Origin of the sequence: Klebsiella sp. MISC125 (assembly GCF_051131775.1) — a bacterium.
Taxonomy (GTDB): Bacteria; Pseudomonadota; Gammaproteobacteria; order Enterobacterales; family Enterobacteriaceae; genus Klebsiella.
This window is the reverse complement of sequence record NZ_CP180448.1, coordinates 4,485,693-4,507,645: the sequence shown is the minus strand read 5'-3', so window position 1 is coordinate 4,507,645 and position 21,953 is coordinate 4,485,693. Positions and strand designations below refer to the sequence as shown.

The 21,953-nt window shown below is 58.3% G+C and carries 19 protein-coding genes; 15 read left to right on the top strand and 4 right to left on the bottom strand.

The annotated features are described in order from the left end of the window. The first annotated feature begins 10 nt into the window (after positions 1 to 10). The 3 genes from ACMYSL_RS21225 (at position 11) to ACMYSL_RS21215 (ending at position 4,424) form a co-directional block, all read left to right on the top strand. Entirely contained in the window at positions 11 to 3,103 is a 3,093-nt protein-coding gene (locus ACMYSL_RS21225; RefSeq protein ID WP_434659864.1) for an efflux RND transporter permease subunit, read from the top strand. Positions 3,104 to 3,666: 563 nt separating this feature from the next. Then, positions 3,667 to 3,951 (top strand): DUF1778 domain-containing protein, encoded by a 285-nt coding sequence (locus ACMYSL_RS21220; RefSeq protein WP_139538580.1) that lies wholly within the window; start codon positions 3,667 to 3,669, stop codon positions 3,949 to 3,951. Continuing rightward, the gene (locus tag ACMYSL_RS21215) at positions 3,942 to 4,424 is read left to right on the top strand and encodes a GNAT family N-acetyltransferase (RefSeq protein ID WP_434659863.1); all 483 of its coding nucleotides are present in this window, start codon (positions 3,942 to 3,944) and stop codon (positions 4,422 to 4,424) included. Before ACMYSL_RS21220 ends, ACMYSL_RS21215 begins: the two co-directional genes overlap by 10 nt. Positions 4,425 to 4,493: 69 nt before the next feature. On the opposite strand, the gene ACMYSL_RS21210 is transcribed toward ACMYSL_RS21215, so the two are convergent. Both ACMYSL_RS21210 and ACMYSL_RS21205 read right to left on the bottom strand, forming a co-directional pair. Further along, positions 4,494 to 5,213, bottom strand: coding sequence for a phosphodiester glycosidase family protein (locus ACMYSL_RS21210; protein WP_434659862.1), 720 nt, complete (start codon positions 5,211 to 5,213; stop codon positions 4,494 to 4,496). 54 nt (positions 5,214 to 5,267) lie between these two features. After that, positions 5,268 to 6,383 carry a YbdK family carboxylate-amine ligase gene (locus tag ACMYSL_RS21205; protein ID WP_434659861.1) on the bottom strand — a complete coding sequence of 372 codons (1,116 nt, stop codon included), beginning with the start codon at positions 6,381 to 6,383 and terminating at the stop codon, positions 5,268 to 5,270. 326 nt (positions 6,384 to 6,709) lie between these two features. Between ACMYSL_RS21205 and ACMYSL_RS21200 the strand changes: the two genes are divergently transcribed. The 7 genes from ACMYSL_RS21200 to ACMYSL_RS21170 are packed head-to-tail and all read left to right on the top strand — an operon-like array spanning position 6,710 to position 14,750. Next, complete coding sequence (locus ACMYSL_RS21200; protein WP_142464073.1) at positions 6,710 to 8,374, top strand: ABC transporter substrate-binding protein; 1,665 nt, start codon at positions 6,710 to 6,712, stop codon at positions 8,372 to 8,374. 18 nt (positions 8,375 to 8,392) lie between these two features. Next, positions 8,393 to 9,346: an ABC transporter permease gene (locus ACMYSL_RS21195; RefSeq protein WP_434659860.1), complete on the top strand. Its 954-nt coding sequence runs from the start codon at positions 8,393 to 8,395 to the stop codon at positions 9,344 to 9,346. A 2-nt stretch (positions 9,347 to 9,348) separates the two neighbouring features. Continuing rightward, positions 9,349 to 10,242 (top strand): ABC transporter permease, encoded by an 894-nt coding sequence (locus ACMYSL_RS21190; protein ID WP_434659859.1) that lies wholly within the window; start codon positions 9,349 to 9,351, stop codon positions 10,240 to 10,242. Between the two features lie 3 nt (positions 10,243 to 10,245). Continuing rightward, entirely contained in the window at positions 10,246 to 11,289 is a 1,044-nt protein-coding gene (locus tag ACMYSL_RS21185) for an ABC transporter ATP-binding protein (protein ID WP_434659858.1), read from the top strand. Further along, positions 11,279 to 12,289, top strand: coding sequence for an ABC transporter ATP-binding protein (locus ACMYSL_RS21180; RefSeq protein WP_434659857.1), 1,011 nt, complete (start codon positions 11,279 to 11,281; stop codon positions 12,287 to 12,289). Before ACMYSL_RS21185 ends, ACMYSL_RS21180 begins: the two co-directional genes overlap by 11 nt. Before the next feature lie 18 nt (positions 12,290 to 12,307). After that, positions 12,308 to 13,492, top strand: coding sequence for an amidase (locus ACMYSL_RS21175; RefSeq protein WP_434659856.1), 1,185 nt, complete (start codon positions 12,308 to 12,310; stop codon positions 13,490 to 13,492). Continuing rightward, positions 13,482 to 14,750, top strand: coding sequence for a Zn-dependent hydrolase (locus tag ACMYSL_RS21170; protein WP_434659855.1), 1,269 nt, complete (start codon positions 13,482 to 13,484; stop codon positions 14,748 to 14,750). The genes ACMYSL_RS21175 and ACMYSL_RS21170 overlap by 11 nt, the downstream gene beginning before the upstream one ends. Positions 14,751 to 14,843: 93 nt before the next feature. Here ACMYSL_RS21170 and ACMYSL_RS21165 read toward each other — a convergent pair whose 3' ends face one another. Then, positions 14,844 to 15,734, bottom strand: coding sequence for a DMT family transporter (locus ACMYSL_RS21165; protein ID WP_304256858.1), 891 nt, complete (start codon positions 15,732 to 15,734; stop codon positions 14,844 to 14,846). 108 nt (positions 15,735 to 15,842) lie between these two features. On the opposite strand from ACMYSL_RS21165, the gene ACMYSL_RS21160 reads away from it, so the two are divergent. Continuing rightward, entirely contained in the window at positions 15,843 to 17,177 is a 1,335-nt protein-coding gene (locus ACMYSL_RS21160; protein WP_434659854.1) for a PLP-dependent aminotransferase family protein, read from the top strand. Here the strand turns inward: ACMYSL_RS21160 and ACMYSL_RS21155 are convergent. Continuing rightward, a complete protein-coding gene (locus ACMYSL_RS21155) occupies positions 17,174 to 18,640 on the bottom strand; it encodes a PLP-dependent aminotransferase family protein (RefSeq protein WP_434659853.1) in 1,467 nt (488 codons plus the stop codon). The two genes, ACMYSL_RS21160 and ACMYSL_RS21155, sit on opposite strands and share 4 nt — an antisense overlap. A gap of 234 nt (positions 18,641 to 18,874) precedes the next feature. On the opposite strand from ACMYSL_RS21155, the gene ACMYSL_RS21150 reads away from it, so the two are divergent. Genes ACMYSL_RS21150 through ACMYSL_RS21135 form a run of 4 tightly spaced genes read left to right on the top strand, consistent with a single transcriptional unit; the run spans position 18,875 to position 21,851 of the window. Then, positions 18,875 to 19,726, top strand: a complete 852-nt coding sequence (locus tag ACMYSL_RS21150) for a transporter substrate-binding domain-containing protein (RefSeq protein ID WP_110273234.1) — start codon at positions 18,875 to 18,877, stop codon at positions 19,724 to 19,726. 49 nt (positions 19,727 to 19,775) lie between these two features. Further along, on the top strand, positions 19,776 to 20,417 hold the full coding sequence (locus ACMYSL_RS21145; RefSeq protein WP_181483136.1) for an amino acid ABC transporter permease: 642 nt from the start codon (positions 19,776 to 19,778) through the stop codon (positions 20,415 to 20,417). A 14-nt stretch (positions 20,418 to 20,431) separates the two neighbouring features. Next, positions 20,432 to 21,097, top strand: coding sequence for an amino acid ABC transporter permease (locus ACMYSL_RS21140; RefSeq protein WP_434659852.1), 666 nt, complete (start codon positions 20,432 to 20,434; stop codon positions 21,095 to 21,097). After that, positions 21,090 to 21,851, top strand: coding sequence for an amino acid ABC transporter ATP-binding protein (locus ACMYSL_RS21135; RefSeq protein ID WP_304256868.1), 762 nt, complete (start codon positions 21,090 to 21,092; stop codon positions 21,849 to 21,851). The genes ACMYSL_RS21140 and ACMYSL_RS21135 overlap by 8 nt, the downstream gene beginning before the upstream one ends. Positions 21,852 to 21,953: the final 102 nt, after the last annotated feature.

Sequence of the window (21,953 nt, the reverse complement as noted above, 5' to 3'; positions counted from 1 at the left end):
GGGGGAAGGGATGTTGACGTTTTTTATCCGTCGCCCGCGTTTTGCGATGGTGATTGCGCTGCTGATGACTTTTATCGGCGCGGTATCGCTAAAGCTGATTCCGGTCGAGCAATATCCGCAGATTACGCCGCCGGTCATCAACGTTAGCGCCAGCTGGCCGGGGGCCAGCGCGGCGGACGTGGCACAAGCCATCGCCGCACCGCTGGAGACCCAGCTCAACGGCGTTGACCATATGCTGTATATGGAATCTACCAGCTCCGATGAAGGCACCTACAGCCTGAGCCTGACCTTTGCTGCCGGTACCGATGCCGATTTAGCGGCGATTGATGTGCAGAATCGCGTTTCCCAGGCCGTGGCGCAGCTTCCTGCTGAAGTGCAGCAGAACGGCGTGCAGGTGCGCAAACGGGCAACCAACCTGCTGATGGGCGTGAGCCTTTATTCGCCGCTCGGTACGCTATCGCCGCTGTTTGTCAGCAACTACGCCAGCACCCAGGTGCGCGAAGCGCTGGCGCGCTTGCCGGGCGTTGGCGAAGTGCAGATGTTCGGCGCGCGCGACTACAGCATGCGCATCTGGCTGCGACCTGACCGCATGAACGCGCTCAATATCACCACCGATGATATTGCCCAGGCGCTACGCGAACAGAACGTGCAGGGCGCGGCGGGGCAGGTGGGGACGCCGCCGGTATTTAACGGCCAGCAGCAGACCCTGACCATCAACGGTATCGGTCGGCTGAGCGACGCCGCCAGCTTCGGGCAGATTGTGGTGCGCAGCGGCGAACGCGGTCAGCTGGTGCGCCTGTCGGACGTGGCAACTATTGAGCTGGGCGCACGCAGCTATAGCTCTGGCGCACAGCTCAACGGTAAAGATTCCGCCTATCTTGGCATCTACCCGACGCCAACCGCCAATTCTCTACAGGTTGCCAGCGCGGTGCGCGCCGAGCTGACCCGGCTGCACGCGCGTTTTCCGGCGGATCTGACCTGGGAGGTGAAGTTTGATACCACCCGCTTTGTGGCGGCGACGATCAAAGAGATCGGCGTGTCGCTGGCGTTGACCCTGCTGGCGGTGGTGGTCGTGGTGTCTCTATTCCTGCAAAGCTGGCGGGCAACCCTGATAGTGGCTCTGGCAATCCCGGTGTCGCTTATCGGCACCTTTGCCGTGCTCTATTCGCTGGGCTACAGCGCCAATACGCTGAGCCTGTTCGCGATTATTCTCGCCCTGACCATGGTGGTGGATGACGCCATCGTGGTGGTGGAGAGCGTAGAGACGAAAATGGCGGAGGGATTGGATCGCGGGGCCGCTACCGCCGAGGCGTTGCGGCAAATCGCTGGTCCAGTGATCGCGACGACTTTAGTGCTGCTGGCGGTATTTGTTCCGGTGGCGATGCTGCCGGGGATCGTCGGCGAGCTGTATCGCCAGTTTGCGGTGACGCTATCGACGGCAGTAACGCTATCGAGCGTGGTGGCGCTGACCCTGACACCCGCGCTGTGCGCGCTGCTGCTGCGCCCGCGTCCGGAAAGGCCTGCCGCTATCTGGCGCGGCTTTAACCGCGGCCTGGATAAGGTGCGCGATGGCTATGGGCGTCTGGTGGGAGGTATGAATCGTCGTCCCTGGCTGGCGCTGGCCGCGACGGCGGCGGCTGCCGGGCTGGTGGTCTTTAGCTTCACCACCATGCCGAAGGGCTTTCTGCCGCAGGAAGATCAGGGCTACTTCTTTGCCAGCGTGCAGCTTCCTGAAGCCGCCTCGCTGGAGCGTACCGAAGCGGTGATGGCCCAGGCCCGCGAGCTGCTGCTGGCAAATCCGGTGGTTGAGGATGTGATTCAGGTGTCCGGCTTCAATATTCTCAACGGCACCAGCGCCTCAAACGGCGGGTTTATCTCGGTAATGCTGAAAGATTGGCATCAGCGGCCGCCGCTGGATTCGGTAATGGAGAAACTACAGGGCCAACTGATGGGGCTGCCGGAAGCGACAATTATGACTTTTTCGCCGCCAACGCTGCCGGGGCTGGGCAACGCCTCCGGGTTTAATTTACGCATTCTGGCTCAGGCCGGACAATCTCCAGCGGAACTGGAGCAGTTGACGAATCAGGTTCTGAGGGCGGCGAACCAGCATTCGCAGTTGAGCCGGGTATTTACCACCTGGAGCAGCAACGTCCCGCAGCTCACGCTCAACGTTGATCGCGACCAGGCGGCGCGGCTGAACGTGCCGGTGGCAAGGATTTTCAGCAGCCTGCAAACCGCGTTTGGCGGCACCCGCGCCGGGGATTTCAGCATCAACAATCGCGTTTACCATGTGGTAATGCAAAACGAGATGCAGTGGCGTGAACGGGCGGAGCAGATTAGCGAGCTGTACGTGCGTAGTGACAACGGCGAGCGGGTTCGTCTGAGCAACCTGGTGACCATTACGCCGACGGTGGGCGCGCCGTTTATTCAGCAATATAACCAGTCTCCATCGGTATCGGTGAGCGGCTCGGCGGCAGAAGGCGTCAGCAGCCGCACGGCAATGGCGGTGATGGAGCAGATTTTACAATCGAACCTGCCGCAAGGGTATGACTACGCCTGGAGCGGAATTTCGTGGCAGGAGCAGCAGACCGGCAACCAGGCGGTGTGGATTGTGCTGGCGGCGGTGGCGATGGCGTGGCTGTTTCTTGTCGCCCAGTATGAGAGCTGGACGCTTCCGGCGAGCGTGATGCTGTCAGTGCTGTTTGCCATCGGCGGGTCGCTGCTGTGGTTATGGTGGGCCGGTTACGCCAACGATGTTTACGTGCAGATTGGCCTGGTGTTGCTGATTGCGCTGGCGGCGAAGAATGCGATTTTGATTGTCGAATTTGCCAGGGCAAAGCGGGAAGAAGGGATGTCGATAGTCGATGCTGCCCGCGAAGGAGCTACCCGCCGCTTCCGGGCGGTGATGATGACGGCGGTTTCCTTCATCATTGGGATTATGCCGATGATGCTCGCCACCGGCGCCGGAGCGCAGAGTCGACGGATTATCGGTACCACGGTGTTTAGCGGCATGCTGGTGGCGACGGTGATTGGCATTCTGTTTATTCCATCGCTGTACGTGCTGTTCCAGCGCCTGCGCGAGTGGGGGCATCGGCGGATGTAGGTGCTTCGGACACGGTGCGGTTTTGGTAGCCCGGGTAAGGCGTTTACGCCGCGACCCGGGATTTCCGGGGACTGAGGGCGGATTTGGTAGCCCGGACAGGCGCGCCAGCGCCGCCTCCGGGATATCTTCATACAGCTGCGGGAATATCTCTGAAACTGCGATATATGCAGCGATGCCCTGGTGCCCGCTGAAATCGGCGAACCGGAGGTCCGAAGACAAGGGCAGGCCGCCAGGGATGGCGGACAGAGGCGAATCGAGACAGGACGTCGAGTTGAGCCGACCGCTGGCTGAGGTCCGGGAGGTGAGCGTAGTGCGCAGCACCGATTTCTTTGCGGGACTGCGGGGATTGTAAAGGGGGAGACGGTTTTCTCCCCCTTTACCCGTTCACGTACCGCGGTGAGACATTTTCTGCGAAATAGTGGTGAACGGAACCCTTCTACACCGTCCCGGAGGCGGCGCTTGACGCGCCTGTCCGGGCTATAAAACCCATGAAAGTGTATAGCAATTTGTTACCTTTCGAGCTACGATTACGTATATCAATTTGTTACCAGTGAGGAAAAATCATGCAAAACACCGTCCGCAAGCCAACTCGTGATAAGCAGATCAATATCCGCGCCACTGATGAAGAGCGGGCGGTGATTGATTATGCAGCAAGTCTGGTGAATAAAAATCGAACGGATTTTATTATTGAGAAGGCTGTACATGAGGCTCAGAACATCATTCTGGATCAGCGTGTATTTGTTCTGGATGATGCCCGTTATCAGGCCTTCATCGAACAGCTTGAAGCGCCTGTGCAAAATGTTGAGGGCCGCCAGCGTTTAATGGATGTGAAGCCTGAATGGAAATAAACGTGACTGCTCCGGCTTTGCTGACGGAAAGGCATATCCTTCAGTCATTCGATTGTGGGAATGATGTTTTAAACGAATGGCTACGCCGCCGGGCGATGAAAAATCAGCTCCTCAATGCTTCCCGCACTTTTGTTATCTGTCTTGAAGGAACCCTGCGCGTAGTGGGGTATTATTCGATTGCAACCGGTTCCGTGAGCCATGCTGATTTAGGCCGTAGTTTGCGTCAGAATATGCCTGACCCGATACCGGTCGTGTTATTGGGGCGTCTTGCTGTCGACGTATGTACTCAGGGCCATCGTTTCGGAAAATGGCTGCTTAATGATGCAGTGATGCGCGTTGCTAACCTGGCGGATCAGGTGGGAATTAAGGCCGTTATGGTTCATGCCATTGATGAGCAGGCTAAAGCGTTCTATGAGTACTTTGGCTTCGTTCAGTCCCCAATTGCGACAGGCACACTATTCTACAAAATCTAAGTTCGGTATTGCATGCGTATTTTGCCGGGTGGCGGCTAGCGCCTGTTCAGGCATGCCGCCAACCGGGGACTACCTGCTCTCCACAGCAATCATGGTCACGAACGGGTGGTACTGCCACGGCACGCTGCCGCCTTTCTGGTACATCTTCGAAATGGTGCCGTCGAGATACAGCATCTGGCGCACGTTGAGCTTTGACTGCGCATAGCAGGCGAAATCATAGAAATTGGTTTCGCGCGCGCTAAGCATGAACACCACTTTGCCCTCACGGGTGATTCCCACGCCGTTACGTAGCTTTCGCGAGCTGGCAGAGGGCTTCAGTCGCCAGTTGATCTTGCCGTTTTCAATCAGCATCGGCCCGGACTGCACAGCGTACTGGATGGCTGGCGAGGGCTTGAATTTCTCGAGGCTGACAATGCCCGCATTTTGCCCTTTCAGGTAAAACACTCCGCCGGGACGAATAAAAAAATTGCCGCCGCCAGAGGCGCGGTTAAGCGGGGTCAACTGCCTGCCTTTCTCGATATACAGCCCCAGCGGCGCATACGCTTTATCATAAATTCCGCCGTTCATCGCCATCTGTACCCGTCCGTTCTGGTTGATATCCGCCAGCAGCGAACGCAGCGATCCCCAGGCTTCGCCGTCCGCTTTTTGCCAGTACATGACAATGCGCTCGCGTTGTGGATTAACGGTATAGCTTTGCAGAGTCAGCGATGGGTCGGTGAGTGAACATGTCCCGCTGGCGAACGCGGGTAGAGATAAAAACAGCAGCGGCAGGAGAGATGAAAAGCGCACGGCGATAGAATTCCAGGCAACAACGATGGCGTGCAGTATACCGTTTTATCGCCGCTACGCCGTCCAGATCTCGCAATGCTTCTGTACCAGGCCGATTAGCGATCCGCCGTTGGCGACAAACTCGCGCATCCGCTGAGATTCACTGCGATCCTGCTTCGCCTGGCGGATGGCTGCATCCAGTGCGCTGTCGGCCTGAAGCTTATGGGCAAAGGGCGTCAGTTTATCCGCCAGCTGTAAAATCTCTTCGCGAAACGTCTGCTGTTTACCCGTGTGAACATCGGTATTGATGCCATCCAGCCCATAACGACAGGCTTGATAGCGGTTGAAGGGGTAGAGCAAATAATCCTCAGGCTGATGCTTAAACGGACGCTCCGTCAGCAGCCAGCAGGCGATTATCTGGATAAATCCGGCAATATTCACCGCCTGGGCTATCGTCAGCGGCGTATCCATCACCCGCACCTCGACGGTACCAAAACCCGGACTCGGGCGAATATCCCAGTGCAAATCCTTCATGCTGTCGATCATGCTGGTATAGCTGAGGCGACGAAATAGCCCGATAAAGGCCTGCCAGCTGTCGACCCACGGCATCGGGCCGTTGTCCGGGTAGGCAGAAAAGAGATTGAGTCGCGAGCATGCAAAGCCGCTATCCGCCCCGTCGAGCCAGGGAGATGCTGCGTTCAAAGCAATAAAATGCGGCACAAAGCGCGACAGGCCGTGCAGAAGATAAATCGCGTCATCGCCGTTCTGACATCCCACGTGAACGTGCTGACCGAATACCGTTGACTGCTGCGCCAGATAGCCAAAGTGCTCGACGGTTTTCAGGTAGCGCGGGTTAGCGCTGATTTGCTGGCGCTGCCAGGTTTGAAACGGGTGGGTTCCGCCGCCGCAGATTTGCACATGATGGCGGGCGGCGGCGCGCAGCACCGCCTGTTGAATGGCGCCCAGTTGCGCCGTGGCCTGGTGGATATCGCGGCAGATACCGGTCGCGATTTCCAGCATGCTTTCGGTAATGTCATGCTTGGCTTCGCCCGCTTTCAGCGTGTTTTGCACCTCATCAATAAGCGCGGAAGAGTCCTGACTTAGATCGTAGCCCGGCGGATTGACGACCTGGAGTTCCAGCTCGATGCCGAGGGTAAAAGGCTCTGAACGGTGAAAATCGGGTAAAGGCATGGCGACTCCCGGATTATCGCTATAAGAAGAGTATAGAAGAGAACGATCCAAACTGATGATTTACCGGATATCATGAATTTAATTTATAAAAAATGACGCGGCGTGATTATTATCTCCCGGGAATATTAAGGCTGGTGCAATCCTGCAACACAATTCCCGCTGGTGGTGCAAATAGATAAGGTTGTTTTATTTTTTCAATTAAAATCATTGGGATAATATAAGCCATTCTTATTTTATAAGCCATTTCACACTTATTTACCGCAGGTTCAGAACTGGTATGCATCTTGCCTGTTAAATAGCGACTTTTATTTAACAGGGACAATGTGATGCTGAAGAAAAAATTACTCTCACGTAAATGCCATCTCGCCGTTGCTGTTAGCGGGGCATTGGCGCTGTTTGCCGCTTTGCCGGCTCATGCCTCAACGTTGCGCATAGCGATGACCGCCGCCGATATCCCTTTAACCCTCGGCCAGCCCGATCAGGGTTTTGAGGGAAACCGTTTTACCGGTATCCCGCTTTACGACGCTCTTGTTGAGTGGGATCTGTCGCAAGGGGAAAAGCCCAGCGGCCTGGTTCCTGGGCTGGCGACCGAGTGGCACGTTGACCCGCAAGATCAAAGTCGCTGGATTTTCACCCTGCGCCCGGGAGTGAAGTTTCATGATGGCTCGGAGGTCAACGCCGATGCTATCGTCTGGAACGTGGATAAAGTACTGAATAAAGCCGCGCCGCAGTACGCTCCGGGCCAGATTGGCAACACGCTTTCGCGCATGCCGACCCTGACCGGTGCGCAGAAGATTGACGACCACACCGTGGTGTTGACCACCTCCGAGCCGGATGCGCTGCTGCCGTACAACATCACTAACCTGTTTATCGTTTCCCCGACGGCGTGGCAGAAACTGTATGACGCGGTACCGGCAAGCAGCGGCGATACCGCCGCGCGCAGTAAGCAGGCGTGGACCGAATTCGCCGCCCATGCGGTGGGCAGCGGCCCGTTTAAAATGGAAAAACTGGTTCCCCGCCAGCAGCTGATCCTCGATAAAAACCCCGACTACTGGAACAAAGATCGCATTCCACGGGTGGATAAAGTGGTGCTGATCCCGCTGCCTGAAGCCAACGCCCGCACCGCGGCGCTGCTTTCAAAGCAGGTGGACTGGATTGAGGCCCCGGCCCCGGACGCGGTCGATCAAATCAAGGCCCAGGGTTTTAAAATCTACGCTAATACCCAGCCGCACCTGTGGCCGTGGCAGTTCTCCTTCGAGGAGGGCTCGCCGTGGAAAGATATTCGCGTGCGCAAAGCCGCCAACCTGTGCCTTAACCGCGCCGAGCTGAAAAGCTATCTCGGCGGCTATATGACCGAGGCGACCGGCGTCTATGAGGCCGACAGCCCGTGGCACGGTAAGCCCACTTTCCAGATTAAGTATGACCCGGACACCGCCCGTAAGCTGATGACCGAAGCCGGATATAGCGCCGGTAAGCCGCTGCACGTGACCGTCGCCACCTCGGCATCCGGTTCCGGGCAGATGCAGCCGCTGCCGATGAACGAGTACATCCAGCAGAGCCTGAAAAGCTGCTTCTTTAACGTCGATATCAAAGTTAACGAATGGAACACCCTGTTTACCAACTGGCGTCTCGGAGCGAAAGATCCGTCCGCGAAGGGGATCGACGCGATCAACGTCAGCGCCGCGGTGAACGACCCCTATTTCGGCATGATCCGCTTCTCTACCGCCAAAGCCTTCCCACCGGTCGCAACGAACTGGGGCTACTTCTCGACCCCGGAAACCGAAAAGCTGGCCACGGCGGTGAAGCACGCCTTTACTCCGGCTGAAATGGATAAAGCCGCCGGTGAGCTGCACGCCGCGCTGGTCGATCAGGTGCCGTTCCTGTTCGTTGCCCACGACGTCGGGCCACGGGCGATATCACCTGCCGTTACCGGGGTAGTACAGCCGCAAAGCTGGTTTATCGACCTCAGTCTGGTGAGCAAAAAAGAGTAATCGTCACGGGAGCAAGAGATGATCAATACGCTGCTATATCGCATCCTGCTGGCCGTCCCCACCATGCTTGGGGTGGCGGTAATCTGTTTTATGCTGGTGCAAATAGCACCGGGCGACCCGCTGGTGTCGGTGATGCCGCCGGACGCCTCGGAAGCGCTGCGTCAGACCTTAATGCAGGCCTACGGTTTTGATAAACCTCTGCCGCTACAATTTGTCCACTGGCTATGGCGGGCGCTGCACGGCGATTTGGGCATGTCGGTCGCCACCGGGCGCCCTGTGATTGGCGAAGTGATGACGGCGGTGACTTACTCTCTGCGTCTGGCGCTGCTGGCGACGGTGATTGGCTTTGTGCTGGGTAGCCTGTTTGGTTTTGTCGCCGGTTACTTTCGTAACAGCATTATCGACCGCCTGGCTTCGGTGCTGTCGGTGTTTGGCGTTAGCGTGCCGCACTACTGGCTGGGGATGCTGCTGGTCATCATTTTTAGCGTCAAACTCGCGCTGCTGCCGGCCACCGGCGGCGGGCCGATTGGCGAGGTGGGCTGGCAGTGGGACTGGGAACATCTGCAGTTTATGCTGCTGCCTGCTTTTACGCTGTCGGTGATCCCAACCGGGATTATCGCCCGCACTGTCCGTTCGCAGGTGGCGGACATTCTTAGCCAGGAGTTTATCGTCGGCCTGCGCGCCCGGGGGCTCAACGAGTCGCGAATCTTCCTGCACGTGGTGAAAAACGCCGCTCCGACCGCGCTGGCGGTAATGGGCCTGCAGGTCGGCTATCTGATGGGCGGCTCGATTCTGGTGGAAACCGTCTTCTCCTGGCCCGGTACCGGGATGCTGCTGAACACCGCCATTTTCCAGCGCGATCTGCCGTTATTGCAGGGCACCATCTGGGTGCTGGCGCTGTTCTTTGTGCTGCTCAATCTGCTGGTGGATATTCTGCAAACCAGTCTCGACCCGCGAATTAAGAGGAGCTGACGATGGTGGATACCGTGACAACCAAAGGCATTCCCGTTTCTGCAACGACGGTCGCCCGACAAGGCTACTGGCACGGCGTGTTTAGCCGACTGCTGCGCGACCCCGGTGGGGTGTTTGTCGGGGCGATCATTCTGATTCTGCTGGCGCTGGCGCTGTTCGGTCCGTGGCTGATCGTCAAAGACCCGTATCAGACCTCCATGTTTTTACGTCTTAAACCGATAGGCACCGACGGCTTTGTGCTGGGCTCCGATGAGCTGGGGCGCGATATGCTCTCCAGGCTGATTCTTGGCACTCGCCTGTCGCTGTTTATGGGCATAGTCCCGGTGGTGTTCGCCTTTTTTATCGGCGGCGCGATCGGCATTATCGCCGGATACGCGGGTGGTAAAACCAACACCCTTATTATGCGCACCGTCGACGTGTTTTATGCGTTTCCCTCGGTTCTGCTGGCGATAGCGCTCTCCGGCGCGTTGGGCGCAGGCATCGGTAATGCGCTGCTGTCGCTGACCCTGGTGTTTGTCCCCCAGGTGGCGCGTATCGCCGAAAGCGTCACTGCGCAGGTGCGGCATATGGATTATATCGACGCCGCCCGCGCCACCGGGGCCAGCGCGTTTACGATTATTCGCGTGCAGGTGCTGGGCAACGTTTTAGGGCCGATTTTCGTCTTCTCTACCGGGCTGATTTCGGTGTGCATGATCCTCGCTTCCGGCCTCTCTTTTCTGGGTCTTGGCGTTCGCCCGCCTGAGCCTGAGTGGGGGCTGATGCTCAACACCCTGCGCACGGCAATCTATACCCAGCCGTGGGTGGCGGCCTTGCCCGGCCTGATGATTTTTATCACCTCCATTTCGTTCAATATCCTCGCGGACCGCCTGCGCGCGGCAATGGCGATTAAGGAGTAAGCGATGCAACCCTTTATCAATATCGACCTCGGCGGACCGGCTCAGCCGCTGCTGAAGGTCAACAATCTGCTGAAACATTTTCCTGCCGGCGGCGGCAAAAAGCGCGAAGTGGTGCAGGCGGTGGATGACGTTAGCTTTACGGTGGTCAAAGGCGAAACCCTTGGCGTAGTAGGGGAGTCGGGCTGCGGTAAATCAACCACCGCCCGGCTGTTGATGCAACTGCTTAAGCAGGATAGCGGCGAGCTGATTTTTGATGGCCTGGAGGTCGGCTCATCGCGCCTGCCGATGAAAGAGTATCGCCGTCAGGTGCAAATGGTCTTTCAGGATAGCTACGCGTCGCTGAATCCGCGCATGACCATGGAAGAGAGCATCGCGTTCGGTCAGCGGGTACACGGCGTTAGCGCCAAAGAGGCCAGCGAATATGCACGCTATCTGCTGGCGCACGTCGGCCTCGAGCCTGGACGCTTTGCCCATCGCTACCCGCACGCGCTCTCCGGCGGCCAGCGCCAGCGCGTCAACATCGCCCGCGCGCTGGCGATGAAGCCCCGGCTGGTCATTCTCGATGAAGCGGTCTCGGCGCTGGATAAATCGGTTGAGGCCCAGGTGCTGCAATTGTTGCAGGAGCTTAAGCGAACGCTGGCGCTGACCTATGTGTTTATCAGTCACGATCTGCACGTGGTGCGCTGGCTGTCGGATCGCATCCTGGTGATGTATCTCGGCGAGGTGGTGGAGATTGGCCCGGCGGAGCAGCTGTTTACCGCCTCGGCGCACCCTTATACCCGCGCGTTATTAAGCTCGATGCCGTCGATGGATCCGCAACATCGCACCTTAACCTCCCCGCTGAGCGGTGATCCGCCCAGCCCGATTTCACCCCCTTCTGGCTGCCGGTTTCATACCCGCTGTCCGCATGCCAGAGCGGTGTGCTCGCAGGTGAAGCCAAAGCTTGAAAGCATCGGTGAAGGACATCAAAGCGCCTGCCTGATGGCGCAGCCCGCGTCGCCCTGGCATCAGAATATCGCCATCCAGGAGGTGAGCCATGTCGCATGAAGCTTATGTCCATATCCGCGACCTGCGGGTGGAGTTTCGCCGAGACGGCCAGACGGTCAACGCAGTCAACGGCGTCTCCTTTGATGTGCAAAAGGGCGAAGTGATGGCGCTGATCGGTGAATCCGGTTCCGGGAAAAGCGTCACACTACGCGCCCTGATGCGCCTGCATCCGCCGAAAAGCAGCGTGCTTTCCGGCACCCTGAAAGTCGGGGAGGAAGAGGTGCTGACCATGAGCGCCGGGCAGCTACGGCGCTATCGCGGCGCGCGCTGCGCGATGATTTTTCAGGAGCCGCTGCTGGCCTTCGACCCGGTCTATACCGTGGGACAACAGATTGTTGAGGGGCTGCGCCGCCACGAAGGGCTGTCGCGTCAGGCTGCGCGGGAGCGGGCGCTGGAAGCGCTGCGCCGGGTGCGCATTCCCAGCCCCGAGCGGCGGCTGGACGCCTATCCGCACGAGATGTCCGGCGGGATGCGCCAGCGGGCGATGATTGCTCTTGCGCTCTCCTGCAATCCGCAGCTGCTGCTGGCGGATGAGCCGACCACCGCGCTGGATGCCACTGTGCAAATCCAGATCCTGATCCTGCTGCGCGAGCAGCAAAAGCAGCGAGACCTGTCGATTATCTTCGTGACTCACGATATCGGCGCGGCAGTGGAGATTGCCGACCGGGTGGCGGTGATGTACGCCGGGCGCATCGTTGAAGAGGCGTCGATTGAGGATATTTTATACCGCCCCCGTCATCCCTATACCCAGGTGTTGTTAGGCAGCCGCCCGAAAGAGGGGCTGAAAAAGGGCGACGCGCTGCACTGCATCCCCGGTTCGCCGCCCGATCTCTCGCGCCTGCCGCCAGGCTGTGCCTTTGCCGAGCGCTGCCCGCACGCGCGACCGGCCTGCGCCGAGAGCCAACCAACGACAGAACAGGTAGGGTCGCGTCATGTGGTGAGCTGCCATCGCTGGCGCGAGCTGAATGCGTCCGTTGAAAACCAGGCGCTTTACGCCTGAATCACAGAGGAGACCAACATGCAGGATGACCTTCGCGCCTTTATGCCCTATCCGGCGCACCCGGTGGCGCATGCCTTAAGCGGGCCGCTGAGCGGGCTGACCTTTGCGGTCAAAGATTTGTTCGACGTGGCGGGCTACCCGACCGGTGGCGGCAACCCGCACCTGCTGGCGCTGTCCGGAATTAAAAAACGCACCGCCCCGGTGGTGCAAACGCTGCTGGATAACGGCGCGCGCTTTATCGGCAAAACCCATACCAGCGAGCTGGCGTATTCGATGAGCGGACACAACGTGCATTATGGCACCCCGCGCAACGGGGCCGCGCCCAATCATATTCCCGGCGGCTCTTCGTCCGGCTCGGCGTCGGCGGTATCGAACGATGCCTGTGATTTTGCCCTCGGATCCGATACCGGCGGCTCGGTACGCACTCCCGCCAGCTATTGCGGATTGTACGGTCTGCGTCCGACCCACGGGAGAATCTCCCTCGACGGCTGTCAGCCGCTGTGTGCCACCATGGATACCTGCGGTTTCTTTGCCCGCTCGCCGGAAGTCTTTTCTGCCGTTGCCGCCTGCCTGTTTAGTGATGAGAGAGTGGATATTACCCGCGTTCGGCTGGCCAGCCATGATGGGCTATTTTCCCGTCTGCCGCCGCGCAGCCAGCAGGCCTTGCTACCGGTTCGCCAGCGGCTGGGGCACTTTTTTGGCACGGTTTTACCCTTGAGCGAATCGCTGCCGGAGGTGGACGATATCTATCTCGCCTTCCGCCAGATTCAGGGCTACGAAGCGTGGCAGGCGCAGGGTGAAACTATTGAGCGCTACGGCTTGCAATTGGGACCGGATGTGCGCGAACGCTTCTTTTGGGGCAAAGCGGTGACTCGCGAGCAGTTTGAAACCGCCTGTCAGTTGCGCGAACGGTTTAGCGCCTGGTGGGACGCGCAGCTCGGCGATGCGGTGCTGGTGATGCCAACGGTTCCCGACGGCGCGCCGCTGCTGACGGCGCAGGCTGAAGAGATAGAAGCGGTTCGCCGCCTGTCCCACGACCTGCTGTTAATTTCCGTAATGACTCAGCGTCCGCAGGTGACTCTGCCGGTTACTCAGGTGGGCGGTTTACCGCTGGGAATTTCATTTTTAGGGCCACGCGGCAGCGATCGTCTGCTGGTTGAGCTGGCCGCCGCGTTTATGCAAGGAGACCGAAATGAGCAGTGATGTCCTTTTTACCCCGATGACAGAGACCACCGATTGCCGTGTTAATGGCGAGCGCCTGTGGGATTCGCTAATGACGCTGGCGGAAATCGGCGCGACGCCGAAGGGCGGTTGCTGTCGTCTGACGCTCACCGATCTCGACCGGCAGGGGCGCGATCTGGTCATTAGCTGGGCGCAGGCGGCCGGGATGAGCGTCACCGTTGATAAAATCGGCAACGTCTTTATGCGTCGGGAAGGGCGTAATCCGGCGCTGCCGCCGATTGTTTCCGGTAGCCATATTGATACCCAGCCGACCGGCGGCAAATTTGACGGTAACTACGGCGTGCTGGCGGCGCTGGAGGTGGTGCGTACCCTGAACGATCTGGAGATTGAAACCGACGCGCCGATTGAAGTGGTGTTCTGGACCAATGAAGAGGGTTCGCGTTTTGTACCGGTGATGATGGGTTCCGGGGTGTTTGCCGGGGTATTTCCGCTGGAGACCATTTACGCGGCGAAGGATGCGGAAGGCAAGACCGTGGGTGAGGAGCTGGCGCGTATCGGCTATATCGGCAGCCAGACGCCGGGCGACCACCCGATTGGCGCTTACTTCGAAGCGCATATCGAGCAGGGGCCGATTCTGGAAGATGAAGAGAAAATCATTGGTATCGTGCAGGGCGTGTTGGGTATTCGCTGGTACGACTGCGTGGTAACTGGTCAGGAGTCCCACGCCGGGCCGACGCCGATGCGCCTGCGCCAGGATGCGTTACAGGTCGCGACCCGCATTATGCAGGAGGTGGTGGCGATTGCCGGGCGCAGCGAAGAGGGGCGCGGCACGGTGGGAATGGTGCAGGTCTATCCGAATAGCCGCAACGTGGTGCCGGGTGAGGTGACCTTTTCGATTGATATGCGCAATCTTAGCGATGAGCTGGTGGATGAGATGGACCGCCAACTGCGCGAGTTTATCGGCAGCGTCGAGCAGGGGAGCGGCCTGAAGGTGGCCCTGAAAGAGGTGAGCCACTATCCGGCAGCACCGTTCCACCCGGATTGCCAGGCGGCGATTGCCGGAGCTGCACAGCGCCTCGGTTATCCGGCGCGGGAGATTGTATCCGGTGCCGGGCATGACGCGGTGTATATGAGCTATCTGGCGCCGACCGGGATGATTTTTATCCCCTGCAAGGACGGCATCAGCCATAACGAAATTGAGTATGCTTCGCCGGAACACGTCGAGGCCGGAGCCAACGTGCTGCTGCAGGTGATGCTGCAGTACGCGCGAGCGGTGTAGAGGGGGGGATTGGCATCGTCTGCAGTTTTGTAGCCCGGACAGGCGCGGAAGCGCCGCCTCCGGGCTACAAGGCCCTCTCCTCCGGGAACTTCTTTAGCGGCTAAATTTACGCGAGCCGACAACGCACAGAACCACTCCCAACGTCACCGCCAACATCACTGGGCTCACTGTTTCGTGCAAAAGCGCCGCCGACAGAGCCAGCCCGAAGAATGGTTGTAGTAGCTGAAGCTGACCGACGGCGGCGATACCGCCAATAGCCAGCCCTTTGTACCAGAAGATAAAACCAATCAGCATGCTAAATAGCGACACATAGCCGAGCGCGGCCCAGGCTGAAATTGATATCGCGCGCCAGGACTCGGGCTGCGTCATCAACGAGGCGATCAGCATAAAAGGCAGCGCAATAATCAGCGCCCAACTGATCACCTGCCAGCCGCCTAATTCCCGGGTCAGCTTTGCGCCCTCGGCATAGCCCAGGCCGCAGGCGATAACCGCCGCCAGCATCAGCAGATCGCCGCTGAGCGAAGCTGCCGCATTTTGCCTCAGCGCGAACCCCACCACTAACAGGCTACCAATAATAGAAAAGATCCAGAACGCGCGACGTGGACGTTCCCCGCCGCGCAGCACGCCAAAAATGGCCGTCGTTAGCGGCAGCAGGCCAAGAAAAACGATGGAATGAGCCGAGGTAACGTGCCGTAACGCCAGTGCAGTCAGCAGCGGAAAGCCAATCACCACGCCCAATGAGACAATCACCAGTGGGAAAAGCTGCGACAGGCGCGGGCATTTCTGGCGAAAACTCACCACCAGGACGATGGCCAGCATCCCGGCGATAGAGGCGCGCAGATAAGTCAGCAAGAACGGGTCCATATCCAGCACCGCCAGACGCGTCGCGGGCAGCGAGCCGCTAAAAATAATGACCCCCAGTAAACCGTTGAGCCATCCCGACCATGACCCCGGATCTGTTTTGTGAACCGCTGAATCTACCACGCTAACCTCGCTATATTGGATGTACTGTACTGACTTGAGCAATGTCTGAGGCGATGGTAGTGTGCCTAATCTAATACAATCAAATTATTGTCATAGATACATTCACCGATGAAAGCTCGATACAAAGCCATTGTTGATCGCTACGCGCAGGCGATTCATAGCGGGAAGATGCCCGCCGGAACCCGTCTTCCCACGCATCGCTCCCTTGCGGCAGATGAACATATCTCGCTGGCCACGGCCACGCGCGTGTATCACGAACTGGAAGCAATAGGTCTGGTGAGCGGCGAAACCGGGCGCGGAACCTTTGTACGCGACATCTCGCTCCCACCGGGGCACGGCGTCGATCAGCAGGTGATAGCTGCCGATGTCGTAGATCTGAACTTCAACTATCCTTCGCTGCCGGGGCAGGGGGATGCGCTGCGCGAAGCGCTTAAACAGCTAGCGATGGCGGGAGATATTGACTCTCATCTGCGCTATCAACCCCATGCTGGACGGGTCGCAGAGCGTGAAATTATCGCTCGTCATTTGACCGGCAACCGCTTTGCTCCTGACGCGGAAAATGTGCTGATCGTCAACGGCGCTCAGCACGGGCTGGCGGTAACCGTGATGGGGCTTCTGCGACCGGGCGATGTGGTGGCGGTAGATGCGCTAACCTACTCAGGTTTTAAAGCCCTGGCGGCGCTTTATCATCTGGAGCTGGTGGCGATTCCCTGTAGCGCCGAGGGACCAGATCTCCATGCGCTTCATCAGCTATGCCAACAGCGGCGCGTGCGGGCGGTTTATACCATGCCGACGCTGCATAATCCGCTCGGCTGGGTACTGAATCACCGCCAACGACAGGCGCTGGCCGATCTCGCGCGCCAGCACGATCTGCTGATTATTGAAGATACGGCCTACGCCTGGCTGGTGCGTAATTCACCTCCGCCGGTGGCCAGCTATGCGCCGGAAAGAACGGTCTATGTCACCGGTTTTTCAAAAAACGTGGCTACTGGTCTGCGCGTGGGGGGAGTTATCTGCCCGTCTCGCTATCGGCCTGAGATTGAGCGCGCTATCCGCGCCACGACGTGGAATACCCCTTCGCTGATGAGTTCGCTGGTCTGCGCCTGGATTGAAGACGGCACGGTTGCACGCTTTGAAACGCAGAAACGACAGGACGCGCGGCAGCGGCAGCGGGTTGCCCGTGAGGTTCTCGGTGCGCTTCCCTTAGTAAGCCATCCGGATTCGTACTTTCTTTGGCTGCCTCTGGGTGAGGAGAGCCGGGCCGACCGGCTGGTGAAAACGTTGATGGAGCGTAATATTTCCGTTTCGACTGCCGAGCCATTTTGTGTTTCCACCCACGTCCCGCAGGCGCTGCGCATTGCCCTCGGATCCGTTCCTCTCGATAACCTACGTGCGGCGCTGCTCAGCGTGCTCGAAGCCGTGGAGTTTGAACAATACCGCTAACCCATCTGCGCCAGCTGACCGCGCAGCACTTCAACCCCTTGCTCAATAGCGTCGGGGTTAATGGCATGGAACCCCATGCGGAAGAAGTTACCCGGCGGCGCGTTGCTGAGAAAATGCCGTGCGCCGGGTTCAATCAACACCCCCGCATGAGCGGCGCGCCAGGTGAGCTGCTGGGTATTGATTTGCTCCGGCGTGGATAGCCAGAACGCATTGGCGTGCTCGCTGCCGGGAATAATCCGGCACTCCGGCAGGTGATGTTGCAGCGCGTTGTTGAGCCTGTCCCAGCGCTGGGCCGAGTCGTAATGGTAACGCCGCAGATGCGTTTCATAGTGCCCCTGGGCAAGGAAGTGGGCCATCTGATACTGAATGTTGGTCGGCGGATGGCGATACATCAGGCGGCGCAGCGCCCGCGCTTCATCAATCAGGTCCGGGTCGGCGACCATAAAGCCCAGCCGCAGACCCGGCGACAGCGCCTTTGACAGGCTGCTGACGTAGACCACCCGTCCGCAGCGATCGCTGGCCTTCAGCGCCGGAAGCGGGTTAAGCATAAAGTTACTCTCCGAGTCGTAATCGTCCTCAATAATGACTGCGTCATGGTGAGCAGCATGCTCCAGCAGCTGACTGCGTCGCGCCTTGCTCATCGCCACGCCGGTCGGTACCTGGTGGCCGGGGGTCACATAGTAGTAATCGCAGGGCGTATCGTTGAGGACGATCCCTTGTTCATCCACCGGGTGCGGCACAATATCCGTATCGGCAAGCAGGAAGGTGTTGATGGCCTCGCGAAAACAGGGGTTCTCCACGCCGACTCGCGTCTTCGACGACATCAGCAGGCGGGTCAGCAGATAGAGCGCGTTTTGCGAACCGAGGGTAATCAGGATCTCATCCGGCGCGGCGACGATGCCGCGCTTGGGTAGTACCCGGGTGCGGATTTGCTCAATCAGCATCGGCACGTCCTGGTCGATATGGTCCACCACCCACGCCGGATCGCGCACCCCGCCGTGCAGCCAGTTAGCCGCTGAACGCCAGGTCGCCAGCGGAAACTGGCGGGTATCCGGCTGACCGTAGATAAACGGGTAGCGGTAGTTCATCCAGCCCGCCGGTTTCAGAATCGACTCCTGCTGGCTGGGGGTAATTTGCAGCCGCGTGCCCCAGCGTGGTGCAAAACTCTCGTCATGCGGTGCAGCTTCCGGCACCGCGGAAGGGGAAGCGTGCTGATAATCCGGGTGCAGGTAGTACCCGCTGCGCGGGCGGCTTACCAGATACCCCTCGTTCACCAGCCCCTCAAAAACCAGCGCCGTGGTGTTACGCGACACCCGCAGCTGGCTGGCCAGCTGGCGGCAGGAGGGGAGCGGCATGTCGGCGGAAAAAATGCCGCCCAGAATGGCGTTAATCAGCGTCTCGCGCACCTGCTCCTGCAAACCGCGGCGCGGGTCGAAATCAACGTGTAACAGGTGTCGGATCATGCTTAGCTCCTTACGCGAACGCTCTGTGCATGAACTGGAGCAAATTCCATACCATCCTGAAAATGACTGACACATCCACGCGGTGAATCTGGCTCTATCCGGAAATTAAAAACGCTCCCTACAGTAAAAACGCATTCATCAGTCGCGGACCGGAACTTCCGTCGGCACATATTTTGCAAAACCTTTTCATGTTCTGGAATGAACACGTCTGGCGAATTAATTAGGGGTGGATTGATGAAAAAATCATTAGGTTCAATGTGTCTGGGGGCCGTTATGGCGATGGCCTTTTCTTATCACGCAGTTGCCGCCGATCTTCCTGAAATAGAAAAATCCGGCACGCTGAAGGTCGCGACCGAAGATGATTACGCGCCGTTTAACTTTATGAATAACGGCCAGGCGGATGGCTTTAACAAAGATATGCTCGATGAATTACGTAAATACGCGAAATTCAATGTCGATCAGAGCATTCTGCCGTGGACCGGACTATTAGCGGCGGTCTCCACCGGCCAGTACGATATGGCGTTAACCGGCGCGGTGATTACCGACGACCGCCTGAAAGTTTTTGATTTCACGCCGCCGTGGGCGTCAGCACAGCACTATTTTGTCAAACGCGCTGGCGATAATTCACTGGATACGATTGCGAGTCTGAGCGGCAAAAAAGTGGGCGTTCAGGCGGGCAGCGCGCTGCTGGCGCGTCTGCCGGAACTGAAAGCGATGCTGGAGAAAACCGGCGGCAAGCTGGGGCCGGTGGTGGAATATCCTTCCTACCCTGAAGCCTACGCTGACCTCGCCAACAAACGCCTCGATTACGTGATTAACGTGGTTATTTCGGTCAACGACCTGGCGAAGGCCAAGCCAAAGGTATTCGCCAAAGGTCTGGCGGTTTCTGGTCCGGGCTATATGGCATGGCCGATCCCGAAAAACTCGCCGCAGCTGCTGGCCTATATGACCAAATTTATGAACCACATGAAGGAAACCGGCAAGCTCGCTGAGCTGCAGAAAAAGTGGTTTGGCGAAACCTATGACGACCTGCCGACCGAAGCGATTACCAGCCCGGAACAGTTCCATAAATTAGCCGGTCTGTAATATGTTCTGCGGCGGGTCACCGCCGCCTGTTAAGGTGAAGGAGGGCTTCATGGATGCAATTTCCTGGCAGTTACTGATTGAAGGCGCATGGACGACCCTCTGGATTTCGGCCATCGCCATCGCCTTTGGCGTGGTGATTGGCCTGCTGATTGCGCTGGTGCGAATGCTACGCGTACCGGTTATCGATCAGCTGCTGGTGGTCTATATCAGCCTGGCCCGCGCTACGCCGCTGGTGACGCTGGTGCTGTTCCTGTTTCTTTCTCTGCCGACGGTCGGGATTAACCTCGATAAAAACGTCGCGGCGATTGTGGCGCTGACGCTCAATACCTCGGCCTTCAACGCCGAAATCTGGCGCAACGCTTTTCGTACTTTCCCCCGCGAGCAGCGGGAAGCGGCGGAGTCGGTGGGGATGCGTCGCTGGGCTTACTTCCGCTATATCATGCTGCCGCAGATGTGGATTGAGAGCCTGCCCGCGCTGGTCAACGAGATGTCGTTCCTGATTAAAGGCAGCCCGGCGATTGCGGTGATTGGCGTAGTTGATCTCACCCGCGTCACCAATCGAATTTCTTCGGTCACCTATGAGCCTCTCTCGCCGATTCTGGCGGCGGGCCTGCTGTACGTGGTGATTATTGGTCTGCTGCTGAAGCTGCAGGGGATGGCGGAGCGTAAAGCGAAACGTCTGGCGCGATAAATACAGGAGGTGCTATGAATCAGTGGGCCGTTATCTGGTCGGTGCGCGACAGCTTTATTGCCGGTTTACTCGCCACCATTGAGCTATTTATTACCGCAGCCATTGCCGGTTTAATTATCGGTATTGTGCTGTGCTATTTAACCGAATATCAAAAGAAAACGCTTAACCGGCTTATTATTGGCTTTGTCAGTTTAATGCGGGCCATTCCATTTTTGATACTGGCCTATTTGCTCTATTACGGTCTGCCGGAAGTCGGTATCAGTATGGAGGCGTGGACCGCCGGATTAATCGCCTTAATTATCTATCACGGCGCTTATTTCTTTGAAATATTGCGCAGTCAGCGCCGGGTATTTTCCGGTGGCTATATAGAAGCCGCGGTGGCGCAGGGCTTTTCTCGCTACAAAATATTCCGCCGTATTATTCTGCCCAATATCCTGTCTTCCGCATTACCGTTGATGGGTAACCAACTGATTATTTGCCTGAAAGACACCGCTTTTCTCAGCATTATCACCGTCCAGGAGATAACCGCTGCGGCCAACAGCGTGCAGGCCACTTATTTTATTCCGTTTAACGCCTTTATCGTCGCGATTGGGCTCTACTGGGCTGTCAGCATTCTGCTGGAACTGCTGATTAAACGTCTGAGCGCCTGGGGAGCCAGAAGAGGAATGAGCCATGCATGATACGACTGCTGTAAGCGTCAAAAACGTCTCTAAACAGTTTGATAACATTGAAGTTCTACGTGATATCAACCTAACGGTAGAGAAGGGGACCGTAGTGAGCATCCTCGGTTCGTCAGGTTCCGGTAAATCGACGCTGCTGCGCTGCATGAACTGGCTGGAGCAGCCGGATCGCGGCGAGGTGCGCATCAGCGGCCAGCGGCTGGGTATTGATGAAGATAATGGCCGGGCCATGTCCCATCGCCAGCTGTCGAAAATCCGCGAGCGGGTCGGGATGGTGTTTCAGAGCTTTAACCTGTGGCCGCACCTGACCGTGCAGCAGAACGTCAGCGAAGCGCTGCTGCACGTGAAGGGGATGAAGCGTGATGAAGCGAAAGCTATCGCCATGCAGCAACTGGAGAAAGTGGGGATGGCGCATAAAGCCGACGTTTACCCCATTACGCTCTCAGGCGGACAGAAGCAGCGGGTAGCGATTGCCCGCTCGCTGGCGATGTCGCCGGAGGTGATTTTGTTCGACGAGCCGACGTCAGCCCTCGATCCCGAACTGGTCAACGAGGTGCTGGGCGTGATGAAGGCGCTGGCGGCCGAGGGTTACACCATGGTGGTGGTGACCCACGAGATGGACTTTGCGCGTCAGGTATCGGATGAAGTGGTGTTTCTTGAGAAGGGGTTGTTGATTGAGAAAGCGCCGCCGGAGAAGTTTTTCACCAACCCGGATTCCGAGCGCGTCAGGCAGTTTTTGCAGAGCAGCCGATAACAGTGAACCCCGGGTCGCGGGGCGGTAGCCCGGACAGGCGCGCCAGCGCCGCCTCCGGGACGGTGTAGAAGGGTTCCGTTCACCACTATTTCGCAGAAAATG